At 71.9% G+C, this 18,022-nt stretch carries 17 protein-coding genes; 11 read left to right on the forward strand and 6 right to left on the reverse strand.

What is annotated here, in order from left to right:
* The first annotated feature begins 18 nt into the window (after positions 1-18).
* From ACIO3P_RS19590 to ACIO3P_RS19610, 5 genes are all read left to right on the forward strand, one after another.
* On the forward strand, positions 19-1,425 hold the full coding sequence (locus ACIO3P_RS19590) for a diaminopimelate decarboxylase (RefSeq protein ID WP_329823479.1): 1,407 nt from the start codon (positions 19-21) through the stop codon (positions 1,423-1,425).
* 204 nt (positions 1,426-1,629) lie between these two features.
* On the forward strand, positions 1,630-2,151 hold the full coding sequence (locus tag ACIO3P_RS19595) for a hypothetical protein (RefSeq protein ID WP_401852644.1): 522 nt from the start codon (positions 1,630-1,632) through the stop codon (positions 2,149-2,151).
* The gene (locus ACIO3P_RS19600) at positions 2,148-2,960 is read left to right on the forward strand and encodes a transcriptional regulator (protein ID WP_329823475.1); all 813 of its coding nucleotides are present in this window, start codon (positions 2,148-2,150) and stop codon (positions 2,958-2,960) included. Before ACIO3P_RS19595 ends, ACIO3P_RS19600 begins: the two co-directional genes overlap by 4 nt.
* Positions 2,961-3,048: 88 nt before the next feature.
* The gene (locus ACIO3P_RS19605) at positions 3,049-3,483 is read left to right on the forward strand and encodes a roadblock/LC7 domain-containing protein (protein ID WP_329823474.1); all 435 of its coding nucleotides are present in this window, start codon (positions 3,049-3,051) and stop codon (positions 3,481-3,483) included.
* A gap of 195 nt (positions 3,484-3,678) precedes the next feature.
* Complete coding sequence (locus ACIO3P_RS19610; protein WP_329823473.1) at positions 3,679-4,053, forward strand: hypothetical protein; 375 nt, start codon at positions 3,679-3,681, stop codon at positions 4,051-4,053.
* Positions 4,054-4,158: 105 nt separating this feature from the next.
* On the opposite strand, the gene ACIO3P_RS19615 is transcribed toward ACIO3P_RS19610, so the two are convergent.
* The 3 genes from ACIO3P_RS19615 to ACIO3P_RS19625 all read right to left on the reverse strand — a co-directional run bounded on the left by ACIO3P_RS19615 (position 4,159) and on the right by ACIO3P_RS19625 (position 7,414).
* On the reverse strand, positions 4,159-4,725 hold the full coding sequence (locus ACIO3P_RS19615) for a hypothetical protein (protein ID WP_329823472.1): 567 nt from the start codon (positions 4,723-4,725) through the stop codon (positions 4,159-4,161).
* Between the two features lie 119 nt (positions 4,726-4,844).
* Positions 4,845-5,681: a MurR/RpiR family transcriptional regulator gene (locus ACIO3P_RS19620; RefSeq protein ID WP_329823470.1), complete on the reverse strand. Its 837-nt coding sequence runs from the start codon at positions 5,679-5,681 to the stop codon at positions 4,845-4,847.
* A 65-nt stretch (positions 5,682-5,746) separates the two neighbouring features.
* Positions 5,747-7,414: an aromatic amino acid ammonia-lyase gene (locus ACIO3P_RS19625; protein ID WP_401853237.1), complete on the reverse strand. Its 1,668-nt coding sequence runs from the start codon at positions 7,412-7,414 to the stop codon at positions 5,747-5,749.
* Positions 7,415-7,589: 175 nt separating this feature from the next.
* On the opposite strand from ACIO3P_RS19625, the gene ACIO3P_RS19630 reads away from it, so the two are divergent.
* The 4 genes from ACIO3P_RS19630 (at position 7,590) to ACIO3P_RS19645 (ending at position 11,349) form a co-directional block, all read left to right on the forward strand.
* Positions 7,590-8,939 carry an ABC transporter ATP-binding protein gene (locus ACIO3P_RS19630; protein ID WP_401852646.1) on the forward strand — a complete coding sequence of 450 codons (1,350 nt, stop codon included), beginning with the start codon at positions 7,590-7,592 and terminating at the stop codon, positions 8,937-8,939.
* Positions 8,936-9,610, forward strand: a complete 675-nt coding sequence (locus ACIO3P_RS19635) for an ABC transporter permease (protein ID WP_329823466.1) — start codon at positions 8,936-8,938, stop codon at positions 9,608-9,610. The genes ACIO3P_RS19630 and ACIO3P_RS19635 overlap by 4 nt, the downstream gene beginning before the upstream one ends.
* Before the next feature lie 7 nt (positions 9,611-9,617).
* Positions 9,618-10,283, forward strand: coding sequence for an ABC transporter permease (locus ACIO3P_RS19640; protein WP_329823464.1), 666 nt, complete (start codon positions 9,618-9,620; stop codon positions 10,281-10,283).
* A gap of 127 nt (positions 10,284-10,410) precedes the next feature.
* Complete coding sequence (locus ACIO3P_RS19645) at positions 10,411-11,349, forward strand: ABC transporter substrate-binding protein (RefSeq protein ID WP_329823560.1); 939 nt, start codon at positions 10,411-10,413, stop codon at positions 11,347-11,349.
* Positions 11,350-11,450: 101 nt separating this feature from the next.
* Here ACIO3P_RS19645 and ACIO3P_RS19650 read toward each other — a convergent pair whose 3' ends face one another.
* Both ACIO3P_RS19650 and ACIO3P_RS19655 read right to left on the reverse strand, forming a co-directional pair.
* Positions 11,451-13,061: an AbgT family transporter gene (locus ACIO3P_RS19650; protein ID WP_329823462.1), complete on the reverse strand. Its 1,611-nt coding sequence runs from the start codon at positions 13,059-13,061 to the stop codon at positions 11,451-11,453.
* Entirely contained in the window at positions 13,058-14,392 is a 1,335-nt protein-coding gene (locus tag ACIO3P_RS19655) for an amidohydrolase family protein (RefSeq protein WP_401852648.1), read from the reverse strand. The genes ACIO3P_RS19650 and ACIO3P_RS19655 overlap by 4 nt, the downstream gene beginning before the upstream one ends.
* A gap of 90 nt (positions 14,393-14,482) precedes the next feature.
* On the opposite strand from ACIO3P_RS19655, the gene ACIO3P_RS19660 reads away from it, so the two are divergent.
* A complete protein-coding gene (locus tag ACIO3P_RS19660; RefSeq protein ID WP_401852650.1) occupies positions 14,483-15,634 on the forward strand; it encodes an Lrp/AsnC family transcriptional regulator in 1,152 nt (383 codons plus the stop codon).
* A gap of 70 nt (positions 15,635-15,704) precedes the next feature.
* Entirely contained in the window at positions 15,705-16,124 is a 420-nt protein-coding gene (locus ACIO3P_RS19665) for a hypothetical protein (RefSeq protein WP_329823458.1), read from the forward strand.
* A 317-nt stretch (positions 16,125-16,441) separates the two neighbouring features.
* On the opposite strand, the gene ACIO3P_RS19670 is transcribed toward ACIO3P_RS19665, so the two are convergent.
* On the reverse strand, positions 16,442-17,893 hold the full coding sequence (locus ACIO3P_RS19670; protein WP_401852652.1) for a cystathionine beta-synthase: 1,452 nt from the start codon (positions 17,891-17,893) through the stop codon (positions 16,442-16,444).
* Positions 17,894-18,022 lie beyond the last annotated feature (129 nt).

Here is an 18,022-nt window from a genome sequence, read left to right on the forward strand (position 1 = left end):
GATGATTGGCTGGCGTCCATGCCCTCAGACATGCCTCAGGAGACGCCCCCGCACTCCCCCGCGGCCCGCCGCGACCGGGCCGTACGGGCCGCGGTGGAGCAGGGGCTGATCAGCGACGCGACCCCGCTCATCGCCCTGCTCGACGTGGCCGGAATCCGTTCCTCGGCCGCCGCGCTCCGTACCGCCTTCGCCGAGGTCACCGCCCCCGGCACGCCCGTGCTGCACGCCTTCGCCGTCAAGGCCGCGCCCCTCGTGCCCGTGCTGCGCCTGCTGGCGGCGGAGGGCATCGGCGCGGAGGTCGCGAGCCCCGGGGAGCTGGCGCTCGCGCGGGCGGCGGGGGTACGGGCCGACCGCACCGTCCTCGACTCCCCCGCCAAGACCACCGCGGAGCTGCGCGAGGCATTCGCCCTCGGCATCGCCGTCAACGCGGACAATCCGCAGGAGCTGGCCCGCCTCGACGCCCTGGTCGCCGCGGCCCCCGCCGCCGCGACCCCCGCCGGCGCGGCACCGCACTCCGCGCCGGCCGCCCCGCCCTGCGGGCTGCGGGTCAATCCGCAGCTCGGCGCCGGGTCCATCGGGGCGCTGTCCACCGCGACCGCCACCTCAAAGTTCGGCGTCGCGCTGCGCGACGAGGGCGCCCGCGCCTGGGTGATCCAGGCTTATCTGGACCGCCCGTGGCTCACCCGGCTGCACACCCACTCCGGCTCGCAGGGCATCCCGTTCGATCTGATGGCCCAGGGCGTACGGACCCTCTACGAGCTGGCCGAGGAGATCAACGCGGCGGCCGGCCGCCGGCAGATCGACACCCTCGACATCGGCGGCGGCCTCCCGGTCAACTTCGCCTCCGACGAGGAGACGCCCACCTACGCCGCGTACGCCCGGCTCCTCAGGGACACCGTGCCCGGGATGCTGGACGGGCGGTACGGGCTGGTGACGGAGTTCGGCCGTTCGCTGCTCGCCAAGCACGGCACGGTCCTCACGCGCGTCGAATACGCCAAGTCCGCCGGGGGCCGGCCCATCGCGGTGACCCACGCTGGCGCGCAGGTCGCCACCCGTACCGTCTACGCGCCGGCCTCCTGGCCAGTGCGTATCGCCGCGTACGACGCCGAGGGGCGGCCCAGGACGGGCCCCGTCGTGGCGCAGGACATCGCGGGGCCCGCCTGCTTCGCGGGCGATCTGCTCGCCGAGAACCGGCCGGCGCCCCTGCTGGAGCAGGGCGATCTGGTCGCCGCGCTCGACACGGGGGCGTACTTCTTCACCGCCCATTACTCCTACAACAGCCTTGCCCGGCCTGGGATTCACGGATTTGTCGTGAAAGCGGGTACCGGTGCCGAGGTGCGCTTCGCTACCGTACGAGAACAGCAGACCACCGACGAGATCGTGGCCGAGTCGGGCGGCGCGTACGGCGACGCGCTGCTGGACTGAGGAGCGGAGCGCCTCGGCGTCACGGCGGGCACGACCGGGCCGGACCCATCACATCCAGCCTTCTTCATATCAACTACCTCGGAATCGCGCGCATGTTCCGATGGAAAATGCCAGAACGCCCACCCCTCGCGCGGACGTTGCGTAACCTCGCGGTTACTGCTGTACGGCAGTGCGCCCGCACGCCCGGCTGGGAGGGGAGTCCGCGTGCCCGGAATCGATGCGTGCTTGGAAGAGGCCATGAGCCTGCCGGGAGCGCGCGGCGCGGCGATCGTCGACTGGACGAGCGGACTCGCGCTCGGCACGGCGGGACAGTCGCCCAACGGCGACCACGAGGCCACGGCGGCCGAGACGGCCGAACTGGCCCGCGCCGCCGCCGAGTACACGGCCTTCGCACCCGAAGCTCCGGCACCAGCGTCACCACCGGCACCACCCTCGCCGCCCGCGCCGTCAGAAGCGTCCGAGGCGTCCCAGGCGACGGACGGGCCCGCCGCGAACGGCACGGACACGCGTGAGAGCGACGACGACGGAGAAGGCGAGGGCGGCAAAGGGCCCCCCGTCCAGGACCTCATCGTCACCACTCGCACCGGCTACCACATCCTCACCTTCGTCGAGACGACCTTCGACAGCAGCGTCTTCCTGCATCTCTGGATGGACCGCGACACCGGCAATCTCGCCCTCGCCCGATTACGCCTCGGCCGCCTCGCCGAACGGCTGGTGCTGGGATGACCGCCGCGAGACCCCCGCTGCCCTCCGGACCCCCGCTCCCCTCCGGCCACTCCGCCGTCTCCCCGATGCTCGTGCGGCTCGCCGGGGAACGCGCCACCGGCGCCCTCCTCCGTGACCACGGCACGCTCTACCTCACCGACGGCCGCGTCGTGCACGCCGAGAGCCCCGCCGCCCCCGGCATCGACGTCCTCCTCACCGCCGGCGGCCGGCTGCCCCGGGCGGGGTGGGAGGAGGCCGTGGACCGGGCGGGCACCCGCCGCGAGGTCGGCAGGTTCCTCGTCGACAGCGGCCGGCTCCACAACGGCGAGCTGGAGATAGCCCATACGGGCGCGCTCTTCGACGCCGCCTTCTTCGCCCTCGCCCCCACCGGCGGCCCCACCCGCTTCCGTTACGGAGCGGCCCACTGGCTCGGCTCCGTACGGCCCGTCACCGCGACGGCCGTGGAGCGCGAGACCCTGCGGCGGCGCGAACTCCTCGACCAGGTCTGGCCGTACGCCGCCGTCGACACCGCCCCCGTGGTCGCCCGAAGACCGGCTCCCGGCCAGACGGTCACCCGCAGACAGCGCGCCCTGCTGGAGCTGGCGGACGGCGTACGGACCCCGGTGGCCATCGCCTGGACGCTGGGGCGGCCCGCGTTCCACACCCTTCTCGACATCCGCAGGCTGGCCGCCGCGGGTCTGGTCGAGACACCCGACGACCCGTCGTCGGTCCCCCACGCGACGGTTCCCTCCTGGATCGCGACGGTCTCCGCGGCCCCGGACATCGCCCTGTTACGCCGGCTCCGCGACGCACTGGAGGCAACCCTGTGACCTTCCGTCCCATCCACCGAGACTCCGAGGGTCCCCGGCCGGGACAGGGGCCGTACGGCCCGGTCCGAGCAGGCCGCGCCACGGCGTCATGAGGCGTGCTCTGCGGGCGCGCGCCGAGAGGAGACAGCTCATGACAGCGGAGGCCGACGTGCTCGGTGAACTCAGGCGCCTTCGGGCCCGACTCCCGCACCTCACCGGGTCCCTCGCGGCCAGTACCGACGGTCTGGTGCTGGCCCAGGACACCGCGGACGTGGAGGCCGAGGGGGTCGCCGCGCTCACCGCCGCCGCGCTGGGCGTCGCCATGCGGCTCACGGACTCCACCGGGCAGGGCGCCTTCAAGGAGCTGCTGATCCGGGGTGAGCTGGGGTACGTGGCGACGTACGCGGCGGGTTCTTCGGCGGTACTGACACTTTTGGCGGAACCGAGGACCAATGTGGGCAGACTCCATCTGGAGGCGCGCCGTTCGAGCGCCCGGATCGGCGAACTGGTCGACGGCGCCCTCGAACGGCTGGAGAACGCCTGACCCATGGCCTCCTCCAACTCCCAGCGCCCCTCGCCCCGTTCCAGCTCCAGCTCCAGCTCCAGCAACAGCAACAGCTCCGCAGGCTCCGCCGGTTCCGAAAGCTCCTCCACCCCCTCCCCCTCACGCAGAACACGCGCCCCCCGGGCGTCCGGAACACCCCGGACGCCCGTACGACGGAAAGGAAGTGCGACGTTCATGGCCAACACCGAAGCCGCCCTCAAAGAAGCGGTCACCACCATCGAAGGGGTCCTCGGGGCCGCCCTCGTCGACTACTCCAGCGGTATGGCCCTCGGTACGGTCGGCGGCAGCAAGGATCTCGACCTGACCGTCGCCGCGGCCGGCAACACCGATGTGGTCCGGTCGAAGGTCCGCACCATGGAACTGCTCGGCCTCAAGGACGAGATCGAGGACATCCTGATCACCCTCGGCAGCCAGTACCACCTGATCCGGCTGCTCAAGGGCCGTGGCAACAGCGGACTGTTCCTCTACCTGGCGCTGGACAAGTCGCGGGCGAACCTGGCGATGGCCCGCCACCAGCTCGGCAGGATCGAGTCCAGCCTGGAGGTCTGATCCGGTTCGGTGCCGGTTCGCCGCCGGTGCCGAGCCGATTCCGAACCGGCCCTGAACCCGTTCCGAACCGGTCCCTGAACCCGTTCAGAACCGTTCTGAACCCGTTCAGCGACGGCGCCGTGCCCCGCCGGGCACGGCGTCGCCCGCGCCCAGCCCCGTCGTCCGGTAGCCCTTCACCCGCGCGCCGACCGGCCGGCCGGCTCCGGCCCAGTCCGTACGTACCCACAGCAGCGCGTCGTCCCGTTCCTCGCGCCGCCCCAGCCAGCCCGCCTTGAGCCACAGCCCGGCGCCCGCGCCGGCGAGGGCCAGGCCCCCGGCGACGGGCACCGCGAACGAGAATCCCACCGCCACGAGAAACGCCCCGAGCAGCCACCACCGGTGGGCGCGCCGCCAGTTCCGTACCGTCACGGACCGGTCCTGGAGGAAGTCGAACTTCCCGGCGCGCGTCGCGGCGTCGGCCCACGCGGTGTACCGGCCCTTCCGTACGAGGGCGACCAGCGCGGCGCACACCAGGAAGAGCGCGGCCCCCGCGTACCCGCCGACGCGGCGTCCGGTCAGCCCGGGAATCAGGAACCCGATCCCGGCGGCGAGCACCCCCAGCCACCACAAAGGGGCCGCCCCGGCCCGTACGACCACCGCCACCCGTACCAGAGACTGTCCTGCGCGCCCCACGGCCTGCCGCCTCCTCAAGCGTGCTGCCAACTGTGTGGCGGCAGGTTAATGACGGACTCTGAGCGTTTCCTGAGAACCGGCGGAGCGGACGCCTCCCCTCACGCCCCCTTCATGCCTCCTCACTCCACGAAGAGACCCCGGGCCGCCGCCCGCGCGTCGAACTCCTCCAGACGCGCCTGCGCGTCCGGCAGCCCGTCGCACATGGCCTCCAGCAGCACCCGGCCGAGCAGCATCGGGGCGCACGCCGTGTCGAAGGCGAGGCCCGTGCCGACCGCCGCCGGGATCAGCAGATCGCTGTGGGCGGCGACCGGGGCGAAGGCCGAGTCAGCGACCGTCACCACCGTCAGCCCCGCCGAGCGCGCGTACGCCAGCGCGTCCACGACCTCCTTGGGATGGCGCGGCAGCGCGAAGCAGAGCAGCGCGCTCGCGCCCGCGCCCCGCGCCGTGTCGATCCGGTCGGTGAGCATCGTGCCGCCCTCGTCCAGCAGCCGGACGTCCGGGTGGACCTTGGCCGCGAAGTAGGCGAAGCCGCGCGCCTGCGAGGAGGCCGCCCGCAGGCCGAGCACCGGCAGCGGCCGGGAGTCCGCGAGGAGCTTGCCCGCGCGCTCCACGGGCTCGGGGTCGGCGAGGAGTTCGGCGAGCCGGCGCAGATTCTCGATCTCGCCGCGCACGGCCTGCTGGTACTCGTTGTACGGGGTCTCCCCCTCGGCCCGTTCACCCGGCGCGACCTCCCGCAGGTGCCGGCGCAGCGCGGGGTAGCCGTCGAAGCCGAGCGCGACCGCGAAGCGGGTGACGGAGGGCTGGCTGACCCCGGCCAGCTCCGCCAGCTCGACGCTGGACAGGAACGGCGCGTCCACCGCCTGGCGCACCATGCTGTGCGCGATGCGCCGCTGGGTGGGGGTGAGGCGGTGGCCCTCGAAGAGCTGCTGGAGGCGGGCGGCGGGGCTGTCGCTCATGCGAGATTCCCTCAATTCCCTTCGTGGGATCGGTCGTGGAAACGGTCGTGGGATCGGTCGTGGGGTCAGTCGTGGGATCGGTCGTGGAAACGGTCGTAGGACCGGTCGTAGTACCCGTGGTACCGGTCGTGGGATCCGTCGTGGTCCGCCGTGGCCGGCGGGTGGGCGGTCAGGTCGTTCGTCAGCTCCGTGAACCGGTCGAGCAGGGTGGCCGCCGCCGTCACATCATCGGTCAACGGCCGGTCCCCCACCTCCTCGTCGAGTACGGACTCGGCCAGCGTGAACGCCCTGCCGACCGGCAGGTCCGGCTCGGGACGCAGCCCGCGCTGGCGCAACGCCCGTACGGCGGCGACGAGTTCGCACCCTACGACCAGGCGGTACGGGTCGGCGAGACGCAGGGTCTGCCGGGCGGCCAGGGAAGCGAAGCTGGCCTGTTCCTCCACGCCCCGGGAGAGCACCGCGTGGCCGAGCGAGGCGGGCGCGGAGAACGACCGCAGGTCGCCGAGGGCCGCGCCCGCCGCGTACTCCAGGATCATCACGCCGGAGCTGGCGGGCTCCGCGTCGGCGAGGAAGGGGCGCAGCCGGGTGAAGCCGGGCTCGTTGAGCGCGGAGAGCCGGGATGTGGAGAGCCGCGCGGTCTGGACGAGCGCGAGCCTGAAGTGGTCGAGCGCCAGGGCGATCTGCGCCAGGTAGAAGCCGCCGTGGTGGTAGGCGGCGGGCAGCGGGTCCTCGTCCGTGCCGGGGCGGATCAGCGGGTTCTCGGCGGCGGCGTTGATCTCGACGGCGAGCGCGCGCTCCAGCGCGTCGGCGGCGTCGCGGGCCGGGCCGTGGATCTGCGGGACGCAGCGGAAGCCGTACGGGTCCTGGATGCGGCCGAGCGGCGGCCCCGGGCGTTCAGGGGCACCGAGTATCGCGCGCAGGTCGGCGGCGACGGCGTACGAGCCGGGGTGGTGGCGCGCGGCGTGCACAGGCTCCGCGTACGCCTCGTACGAGCCGTCGACGGCCAGCAGGGAGAGGGCGGCGACGAGCTCGGTGGCGGCGACGAGGCGGCGCAGTTCGTGCAGGGCGAGCGCCGCCTGCCCGAGGGTCAGGGCGTTGCTGCTGATCAGGGCGAGGGCGTCGTTGTTGTCGAGGGCCTGGGCGGCGGGCGGCTGCCCGCCCCTCCCCGGGTACCCCTCGGCGAGCCGCCACGGGTGCTCCCCGGCGAGGGCGAGGCCCATCTGCGCGAGGGCGGCGATGTCGCCCGTGCCGACCGAGCCGAACGCGTGCACCAGCGGGTACGCGCCGGACTCCAGGGCGTCGCAGAGCGCGGTGACGACGGTGGGCCGCAGCCCGGCGCCGCCCGCCAGGAGCTGGTTGGCGCGGACGGCGAGCATGGCGCGGACCTCGCGGGCGGGCAGCGGATCCCCGATGGCGCCGGCGTGGCTGCGCAGCAGGCGCAGCCCGTGGTCGGCGGCGGCCTCGGTGGGCACGGCCTCGGTGCGGTTGGCGCCGACGCCGGTGGAGCGCCCGTACACCCGCCCGGAGGCGGCCAGCTCGCGGGCGACGTGCCAGCTCTGCTCGACGCGCTTGATCGCCTCGGTCCCGGGTACCGGACGGGCGGCGCCGTCGGCGAGTCGGACGATGTCGGCCACCGGGAGGCTCTGTCCGTCGAGCACGACAATGGATGGAATAGTCGTAGTGGCCGGACTCGTACCCTCACCACTCTCTGAGTCCGTCATGCGGGACGACATCATGCTCAAACGCCTCTTTTCGGACCTCACGTCTCGCCCTGCGGTCATCCGTAACCTGTGATTTACGCGCAGGCATTGACAATCTATTCAGAGAACAAGAACTCTGCATGACTATATGCAGCGAGGCAAGAGACGCGGGCACGGGACGCGGTCAGGCCGACTCAAGGGACTACTGATGATCACATTCGACGCGGTGAACAAACGCTTCCCCAACGGCACCACGGCGGTCCACGACCTGACGCTGGAGATGCCCGAGGGCGGCATCACCGTGCTGGTCGGCTCCTCCGGGTGCGGCAAGACCACCACGCTCCGCATGATCAACCGGATGGTCGACCCGACCTCCGGCACGATCCGGCTGGGCGGCAAGGACATCCTCGACCAGGACGCCGCCGAGCTGCGGCGCGGCATCGGCTACGTCATCCAGCAGGCGGGGCTCTTCCCGCACCGCACCGTCCTGGACAACATCGCGACCGTGCCCCTGCTGCTCGGCTGGGGCCGCAGGAAGGCGCGGACGCGGGCGGCGGAGCTGCTGGAGACGGTGGGGCTGACGGCGGACGCCGGCAAGCGCTACCCGCACCAGCTCTCCGGCGGCCAGCAGCAGCGCGTCGGCGTGGCCAGGGCGCTCGCCGCCGACCCGCCGGTGCTGCTGATGGACGAACCGTTCGGCGCGGTCGACCCGGTCGTACGGACCCAGCTCCAGGACGAGCTGCTCCGCCTCCAGCAGGAGCTGAACAAGACCATCGCGTTCGTCACACACGACATCGACGAGGCGGTACGGCTCGGTGACCGCATCGCCGTCTTCCGTACGGGCGGCCACCTCGTCCAGTGCGCCGCACCCGCCGAGCTGCTGGCCCGCCCGGCGGACGCGTTCGTCGCGGACTTCCTCGGCGCGGAGCGCGAGCTGAAGCTGCTGTCGCTGACGACGCTCGCACGGGTGCCGGTCCAGCGGGCGACGACGGTACGGGAGGACGCGCCGATGCCCGCGCGTGGCAGCGGGCCGCATCTGGTCGTCTCCGCGAAGGGCGAGCCGCTGGGCTGGCTGGACCCCGACAGCTCCGGCGCGGGCTCCGGCTCGGGCTCGGCCACGGGCTCGGCACGCGGGGAGACCCTCGCCCCCGTACGGCCGCTGCGTGACACGGACTCGCTGCTCGCGGCGCTGAACGAGTCGATCGCCTCGCCCACGGGGCTGATAGCCCGGGTCGACGCGGAGGGCGTGCTGACGGGGGTCACCTCACGCGAGGCGATCCACGAGCACGCGGGCCGCAGCCACCGGGAGGCGGCGACGGAGGCGGCGCCGAAGGACCTCGGTGCGACGAAGGAGCTCGGCGCGACGAAGGAGCTCGGCGCGACGAAGGAGCTCGGCGCGACGAAGAACGCGACGAGGGACTCCGCGACATCCGTGGCGAAGAACACGTCCGCCACGGACGCGGACACGGACGCGGGCACGAAGCCGGACGGGGACACGAACGCGGGCACAGGCACCGACGCGGCCCCCGAGGGCCTGGCCAAGGACGCGGCCGTATGACCATCCAATGGTCGTGGATATCCGACCACGCGGGCGATCTCACCACCCTCACCCTCTCGCACCTCCAGGCCGCCCTCACCTCCGTACTCCTCGGGCTGCTGATCTCCCTCCCCCTCGCCGTCCTCGCGCACCGGGTGCGCCCGCTGCGGGGCTTCCTGCTCGGGCTCTCGAACGTCCTGTTCACGATCCCGTCGATCGCGGTCTTCGTGCTCCTCCTGCCGGTCTCCGGGCTGACCAGGACCACCACCGTCATCGGCCTGACGATCTACACGCTGGTCGTCCTCCTGCGGAACACGGTCGAAGGGCTCGACTCCGTACCGGCCAAGGCCCGCGAGGCCGCCGTGGCGATGGGGACGCGTCCGCTCCGTACGCTCCTCACCGTCGAGCTGCCGCTCGCCCTCCCCGTGATCATGGCGGGTGTGCGGATCGCCACGGTCATGTCGATCTCGCTCGTCAGCGTCGCCACGTACATCGGTGACGGCGGCCTCGGCCAGCTCTTCACCGACGGGTTCCAGCGCAACTTCCCCACCCCCGTGGTGGCCGGCGTCGTCCTGACCCTGCTGCTCGCGCTGGTCGCGGACGCGGCTCTGGTCGGCGTGCAGTACGTACTCACCCCCTGGACGAGACGGCCCAGTCGTCCCAGGACCCGGTCATCGAGCGGGAAGGCGTGACCCCGGCATGTACGAACTCTTCAAGAACCTCGGCTCCTGGCTGACCGCGAGCGAGCAGTGGGCGGGGTCCGACGGCATCGGCCACCGGCTCGCCGAGCACCTCCAGTACTCGCTGCTGGCGACCCTCATCGCCGCCGTGATCGCGCTGCCCGTCGGGCTGCTGATCGGGCACACGGGGCGCGGCGCGTTCGTCGCCATCAACCTGGCCTCCTTCGGCCGCGCCCTGCCGACGGTCGGTCTGGTCGTGCTGGTCTTCCTGGCCAGCGGGCTCTCCATGACCCCGGTGTACGTGGCGCTGGTCGCCCTCGCGGTCCCGTCGATCGTGACGAACACGTACGCGGGGATGAGCGCGATCGACCCCGAGGTGAAGGACGCGGCGCGGGGCCAGGGCATGCGCGGCCACCAGGTGCTGTTCCAGGTCGAGATCCCGCTCGCGCTGCCGCTGATCATGACCGGGCTGCGGCTCGCGCTGATCCAGGTGGTGGCGACGGCGACGATCGCCGCGTACGTCAGCTTCGGCGGCCTGGGCCGGTACGTCTTCGACGGCCTGGCGCAGCGCGACCTCGTCCAGGTGCTGGGCGGGGCGGTGCTGGTGGCGATGGTCGCCGTCGCACTGGACCTGGCGCTCTCCGGGCTCCAGCGCGTCCTGTTCCGCCACCGCACGCCCGCGTGACAGACCGTGTGACAGCCCGCGTGACAACCCGTGTGACGCCCCGCGTGACCGCCCTCTCCTCCCCCTCCCCCTCCCCCTCCGCCCCTCCTCCGTACCCCTCCCGGGAGCCCTTCCAATGAACGCACCGATGAACCGGCGCACCCTCCTCGGCGGCCTGTTCGCCGCGGCCTCCGTCCCCGTGCTCGCCGCGTGCAGCGGCGGCATCACCTCCCTCGACGGCCAGAGTTCGGCAGGCGGGAGCGGAGGCGGCGGGTCCAGCGCGGACGGCCTCACCATCGGCACAGCCAACTTCACCGAGAACCAGATCCTCGGGTACCTCTACGCGTCCGTCCTCGGCGCCGCCGGGGTGAAGACGAGAGTCCGCCCCGGTCTCGGCACCCGCGAGATCCTCATCCCCGCGCTCAAGGGCGGCGACATCGATCTGCTCCCCGAGTACCAGGGCGCGCTGCTCCACTACCTCTCCCCCAAGGCCACCGCGGCGGAGGAGGGCGAGATGCAGAACGCCCTGGCCGTCGTCCTCCCTGCGGGGCTCCAGATCCTCCCGTACGGGAAGGCCGAGGACTCCGACGCCTTCGCCGTCACGCGCGCGACCGCCGACAAGTACGGGCTGCGGACGCTGGCGGACCTGAAGAAGCAGAACGGGAAGCTGGTCATCGGGGCGGCGCCCGAGGTGAAGAAGCGGGTGGTGGGTGTCGTGGGGCTCAAGGAGGTGTACGGCGTGGAGTTCAAGGAGTTCAAGTCGCTGGACTCCTCGGGGCCGCTGGTCAAGGGGGCACTGAGGAAGGGGGACGTGGACGTCGCCAACCTCTTCACCACGGACACGGACATCGCCGACGAGGGCTGGGTGGTGCTCACCGACCCGAAGAACCTGATCCCCGGGCAGCACATCGTCCCCCTGATCGCCGACCGCAAGGCCGACTCGACGGTGCGCAAGGCGCTGGCGCGGCTGGGCAACGCGCTGTCGACGGAGGATCTGACGGAGCTGAACCGCAAGGTCGACAAGGACAAGAAGGACCCGGAGGACGTGGCGAGGGAGTGGACGGCCGAGCGGGGCCTGACCAAATAGCCTGACCAAGGAGTAGCGGCCTGACGGAGATACGGGGTGCGGGTGCCGCTCCGTCGGTCGGTCGGTCGGTCGGTCAGTCAGCCGGTCAGTCGGTCGATCGGTCAGCCGCCGTTCGTGTTCGTGTGCGCGTCCAGGCCGATCTCCGCACCCGGTCCGAGCGGCAGCCCGAACCCGTAGAAGATCCCCAGGATCGCCAGCCACACCACCAGGAACGGGACGACGAAGACGGCGAGCCGGGAGATGAGGGTGCCGAGGCGGGCGTCGGGTTCGTAGCGGCGGAGCATGGCGAGCAGCAGGAAGAGGTACGGGTTCATCGGCGTGATGATGCCGGTGGCCGAGTCGCCGATACGGAACGCGGCCTGACTGAGCGCCGGGCTCATCCCGAGGAGCATGAACGCGGGTACGAAGACCGGCCCGACCAGCGACCAGAGCGCCGACCCCGACACGATGAAGAGGTTGAGGACGGCGACGAGTACGACGAAGGCGACGACGGCCCAGAACCCCGTGAGACCCACGGAGTTGAGCAGCGCGGCGGCCTTCACGGCGAGCAGGACACCGACGTTGGACCAGTTGAAGACGGCGATGACCTGGGCGGCGACGAACATCAGGACGACGTAGCCCGCCATGTTCCTGACCGAGTCGGACATGGCGGTGACCACGTCCTCGGTGCCGGTCAGCGCCTTGACCGTGACCCCGTACGTGAGCCCGGCCAGCAGGAACGCGCCGAACAGGATCGGGACGATCCCGCTCAGCACCGGCGAGGGCACGAACGCCCCGCCCTCGCCGCGCAGCGGGGCCCCGGAGGGCAGCCACAGGACGAGCACCACCGCCGCGTACCCGGCGAGGACGAGCCCGGTCCACAGCAGACCGCGCCGCTGCGCGCCGGTGAGGGTCAGGTCCTCCTGCGGGGGTTCGTCACCGGCGGCGGTGTACGGGCCGAGGCGCGGCTCCAGTACGCGGCTGATGAGGAAGCCGCCGAGCGCGCCGAGCACCAGACTGCTGGAGGCGGTGAAGAAGTAGTTGATGAGCAGGTGGATGTGGAGCGACTCGGCACCGGGGAGCACCGCCGCCGCCTGCTGGGTGATGCCGACGTACAGGGCGTCGAGCGAGCCGATGGTGAACCCGGCGGCGTACCCGGCGCCCACACAGGCGAAACCGCCGATCAGGCCGGCGACGGGGTGGCGGCCCGCGCTCTTGAAGACCATGGCCGCGAGTGGCGGTATGACGATATTGGCGACGTCGCTCATGAGGTGCGCCTGACAGGCGATCAGGGCCACGGCGTACGGCAGGACGGAGCGGGGCGCGCGGGCCAGGGTGGCCCGCATCACCGTCTCCAGGAGTCCGGTCTTCTCCGCGAGGCCGACCGCCATGATCATGACCAGTACGGCCGCGATGGGCGGGAAGGTCGCGAAGTTCGGGACCAGGTTCTCCAGCAGCCACGCCACACCCGCGCCGCTGAGCAGCCCGTTGACGGTCTTGGTCTCGTCCGTGCCGGGCACCTCGACGGCGACGTCCGCGAGGGCGAGGACGGTGGAGACGACCGCCAGGAGCACGAAGAGCGAGGCGAAGAGGGCGATGGGGTTGGGGAGGGCGTTGCCCGCGCGCTCGATGGTGGCGAGCACACGGTCGAGTCCGGTACGGGACTCCTGCTCCTGCCCTTCGTCCTGTTCCCGCTCCGGGGCGGGCGCGCCGGTCGGTACCGTCTTCGTCATGGCTCCCTCCGGTCCGGAGAAGCCAGAGAAGACGTGCCCAGGGTGTCCTTGCGTACGCGCCCGTCCTGGACGACGCAGACGATGTTCGCGGGGTCGCCCAGCACTCCGATGCCCGCGAGCGGATCGCCGTCGGCGATGACCAGGTCGGCGGTGCGCCCGGCGGTCAGCGTGCCCAACCGGTCGGCCAGGCCGAGGAGTTCGGCGGAGGTGCGGGTACCGGCGACGATGGCGTCCATGGGGCTCATCCCCAGGTCCACCAGATAGCTCAGCTCCATCAGGTTCTGGCCGTGCGGGCCGACGGCGGCGTCGGTGCCCAGCGCGATCCGGGAGCCGCGGGCGATGGCGCGGGCGATGTTCTCCTTGGTCAGGCCCGACCAGCGGACCTTCTTCTCGTAGTGGTACGGCGCCATCGTGTCCTTGTTGATGCCCGCGTACACCGTGGAGAGCGTCGGGACGACGAAGATGTCCCGCTCGCCGGCCATCTCGATGGCCCGGTCGTCCATGCCGTACCCGTGCTCGATGCTGGTGACGCCGCCGCGGATCGCGTTGAGGATGCCCGCGTTGCCCTGGGCGTGCGCGGCGACGGGCTTGTTCCCGTGGCGCCTGGCCTCGTCGACGACCGCCCGGATCTCCTCCTCCAGCAGCCCTTCGTCGTCGGGCTGGTCGTACGGGCTGCCCATGCCGCCGGTGGCGCAGATCTTCACGAGGTCGGCGCCCTCGCGCAGTACGCGCCGTACCGCGAGGCGCGACTCGTCCACGGAGTCGGCGAGTTCGGACATGCCGCCGCTGAGGTCGGTGCCGTCGGGCAGGCGTACGTCGGCGTGTCCGCCGGTGTGGCTGATGACCCGTACGGCGGTGTGCAGCCGGGGGCCGACGATCCGGCCGGACTCGACGGCGGTACGGAAGCCGGCGGAGAGCCCGGCCAGGTCGCGGGCGGTGGTGATGCCCGCGTCGAGGGTCTGGCGAAGCCGGGCCGCGGTGTCGAGGGTGACGAGGACCGGGTCGAGTTCGCCGCGGCGGCCGGGGTGGGCGCCGTGCGCGTACGCGAGGTGGACGTGGCAGTCGAAGAAGCCGGGCAGGACGGTGCGCCCGCCCGCGTCGACGACGGTCGTACCGCCCGCCGCTCCGGACCCGGCCGACCCGGCCGACCCGGGGGCCCCGGGGAGCGCCGGGGGCGCCGTCGCGGCGGGACCGGCGTAGGTGATCGTTCCATCGGCGTCCGCGATCACGACGGCGTCGGTGACGGGGGCGGCTCCGGTGCCGTCGACGAGGGTGGCGTTCTCGACGCGCAGCGCGGTCCTGGGGGCATCGGGGTTCAGGGGATGCGTCATGGCAGCGAGTGTCGGAAGATCACGTGAATCCCGTGTTAATGTGCAGCCTTCCTCCGTCTCCAGCACTCCGATCGCAGGAATAGGCCACCCATGGACATGCAGGTTTCTGCCGCCCGGGAGCCGGAATCCGCCGGGCCCCGGCCGCTGGACGAGCTGGACCGGTCCGTCGTACAGGCGCTCCAGATCCATCCGCGCGCCCCCTGGACGCTGGTGGGCGAGGTGCTCGGGGTGAACCCGGTGACGGCCGCCCGGCGCTGGCAGCGGCTGGAGCGGGCCGGGCTGGCGTGGGTGACCGCGTACGGACGGCTCTCCGACCCCCGGATCGTGGTGACCGGGGTCGTCGAGATCGACACCGACCCCGGCTACGGCGAGGAGGTCGCCGACGCGCTGGGCATCCACCCCGAGGTGGTGAACGTCAAGCTCACGGCGGGCGGCCGGGACCTGGTGGCCACCATCCAGGCGGGCGGTCTCGAAGCGCTGGCCCACTTCACCAACGAGCTGTTCCGCGCGACGCCGGGGGTGCGGGCGACCCGTACGCACGTGGCCACGGCCGTCCCCACCGAAGGCAGCCGCTGGCGGCTGCGCAGCCTGGACGCGACGCAGCGGGCCCGACTGGAGCGGGCGCTGCCACGCACGGTCCCCACACGAGACACACGGGACACGCGGGACACACGGGACGCGCGGGACACACGGGACGCGCTGGGCGGCGGGGGCGCGCACGGCCCGGGTACGCATGTCCGGGACGAGCTGGACACCCGGCTCGCCGAACTCCTCGGCACCGACGGCCGGATGTCCGTCCCCGACCTGGCGAAGGCCACGGGCGCGGGGTTCACCACCGTCCGCCGCAGGCTCCAGACGCTGCTCTCCTCCTGGCTGTGGCTCCGCTGCGACCTGGCCAGACCGCTCTCCGGCTGGCCGTTGTCCGCCGTGTACTTCGCGTCCGTACCCGCGCAACACCTCGACGAGACGGTCCGGCTGCTCTCCTCGGTGCCGGAGGTACGGTCGTGCTCGATCACCGCGGGCCCGCACAACGTGGTGCTCGACGTCTGGCTGCGCACCCTGGCCGATGTGCACACCTTCGAGGCCCACCTCGCCCAGCGGCTGCCGCGTCTGACCGTCGACGACCGCTCGGTGGTCCTGCGCACCACGAAGCACATGGGCCGGCTGCTCGACCGGGACGGGGCGTGCGTGGGCGTCGTCCCCCTGCCCCACTACGCGGACGCGCCGCCCCGCACCCCATAACCCCTAACCCGTAAAAAAGACGGGGGGTAGCCCCACTGACCGGGGCCCGCCCGCTTCGTACGGTACCGGTATGGAAGCCCGCGACCCTGAGCTGAAGAAGGAACTCGACGCCACGCTCCAGGCCCGCCACGATCTGGGGGCGGAGTACGACTCGGCGCTCATCGAGTCGTTCCTGGAGAAAGTGGAGCATCGGCTGGACAGCACGGTCGACCGCCGTGTCCGGCGTCAACTCGCCGAGAAACAGATGGTCGTCGCCCGTGGCAGCGCGCCCTCGTCCGCACCCGTGGAGGGGTTCGGCGAGCGCTTCGGGTTCGGGCTCGTCTCCCTGATCCTCGCCGTCCCGCTCACCGCGATCGCCGTGGTGAACGCGGATTTCAAGGGCCTGGTGGTCTGCTGGATCGGCATCGTCGCGGTCAACGCGGTGCACGCCTCACGCGGCTGGCCCTGGATGTCCCAGCGGCGGCGCCCGGAGTCCGACTGGGAGGACTGAGAGGACAGGGAGGGCGGGGAGAGGACTGAGCGGAAGGATAGTCGCGGGGACCGCCGCACCCCCGTGAACGGGGGGCGGGACGACGGCGGTCCCCGCGAGGGACACGGTCCGGGTCAGGGCCGGCTGACGTGTCCTGGCGTCCATGGAGGTCCGGGAGCCGCTCCGGAGGTCCTTGACGCCGACAACAACGACTATGCAGGTCGCGTGTTAAGCGAGTGCTGCGTGGACGTGTCGCGCTCGTACCACTTTCGCGAACCTGAGCTTCCGCATCGGCGCCGACCGTTCATGGGTGGCCGGATCCGGCCACCCACCAGCGGCTACTTCGCGCCGCCGACCGGGCCGCCGACCGAGCCGCCCGCGCTGCCGGCCGTGCTGCCGACCAGGCCACCGGCGAGGTACGCCAGCAGGTCCTGCCTGCTCACGACCCCGGTCGGCTTCCCCTCGACCAGGACGATCGCCGCGTCCGCGCCGTCCGAACCGCTCAGCGCGGCCATCAGGTCGGCGACCGGCTCGCCCGAGCCGACCTGGGGCAGCGGGGACGACATGTGCTTCTCCAGCGGGTCGCCGAGCGAGGCGCGCTGGGTGAACAGCGCGTCCAGCAGCTCCCGCTCCACCACCGAGCCGATGACCTCCGCGGCCATCACGTCCGGGTGGCCGGCGCCCGGCTTCACGATCGGCATCTGGGAGACGCCGTACTCCCGCAGGACGTCGATGGCCTCGCCCACGGTCTCCTCGGGGTGCATGTGGACGAGCGTGGGGATCGGGCCGGCCTTGTGGCGCAGGACGTCCCCGACGCTCGCCGTGTCGCCCTCGTGGTCGAGGAAGCCGTAGTCGTTCATCCACTCGTCGTTGAAGATCTTGCTGAGGTAGCCGCGTCCGCTGTCCGGCAGCAGGACGACCACGACATCGTCCGGGCCGAGCCCCTCCGCGACCTTCAGCGCCGCGACGACGGCCATCCCGCAGGAGCCGCCGACGAGCAGACCCTCCTCCTTGGCGAGGCGGCGGGTCATCTGGAAGGAGTCCTTGTCGGAGACGGCGACGATCTCGTCCGTGACCGTACGGTCGTACGCCGTCGGCCAGAAGTCCTCGCCGACCCCCTCGACCAGGTACGGCCGCCCGGAGCCGCCCGAGTAGACGGACCCCTCCGGGTCGGCGCCCACCACCCGTACGTGGCCCCCGCTCTTCTCCTTCAGATAGCGGCCGGTGCCGGTGATCGTGCCGCCGGTGCCGACGCCCGCGACGAAATGGGTGATTTTCCCGTCCGTCTGGTCCCACAGCTCCGGACCGGTGGTCTCGTAGTGCGAGCGCGGGTTGTTCGGGTTGCTGTACTGGTCCGGCTTCCAGGCGCCCGGCGTCTCCCGCACCAGCCGGTCGGAGACGTTGTAGTACGAGTCGGGGTGCCCGGGGTCGACCGCCGTGGGGCAGACGACGACCTCGGCGCCGTACGCGCGCAGTACGTTGATCTTGTCCGTGGAGACCTTGTCAGGGCAGACGAAGACGCACTTGTAGCCCTTCTGCTGGGCCACGATGGCGAGGCCGACGCCCGTGTTGCCGCTCGTCGGTTCGACGATCGTGCCGCCGGGCAGCAGCTCGCCGCTCTCCTCGGCCGCCTCGATCATGCGCAGGGCGATCCGGTCCTTGACCGAGCCGCCGGGGTTGAAGTATTCGACCTTGGCCAGGACTGTCGCCTGGATGCCTTCGGTCACGCTGGTCAGCTTCAGCAGCGGGGTATTGCCGACCAGGCTGATCATCGAGTCGTGGAATTGCACCGTTGTCTCCGGGGTCTCCGTGATGGTCCGGCCAGCGTATGCGCCCGTGGGTGAGATTGGGCGACCGTACCCACGGGGCAGTTAGCTGGTGTACGTACTCGTGCGTAAGACGACGAGGAGGCTCGCACT

It is taken from the genome of Streptomyces sp. NPDC087310 (assembly GCF_044744405.1).
Taxonomy (GTDB): domain Bacteria; phylum Actinomycetota; class Actinomycetes; order Streptomycetales; family Streptomycetaceae; genus Streptomyces.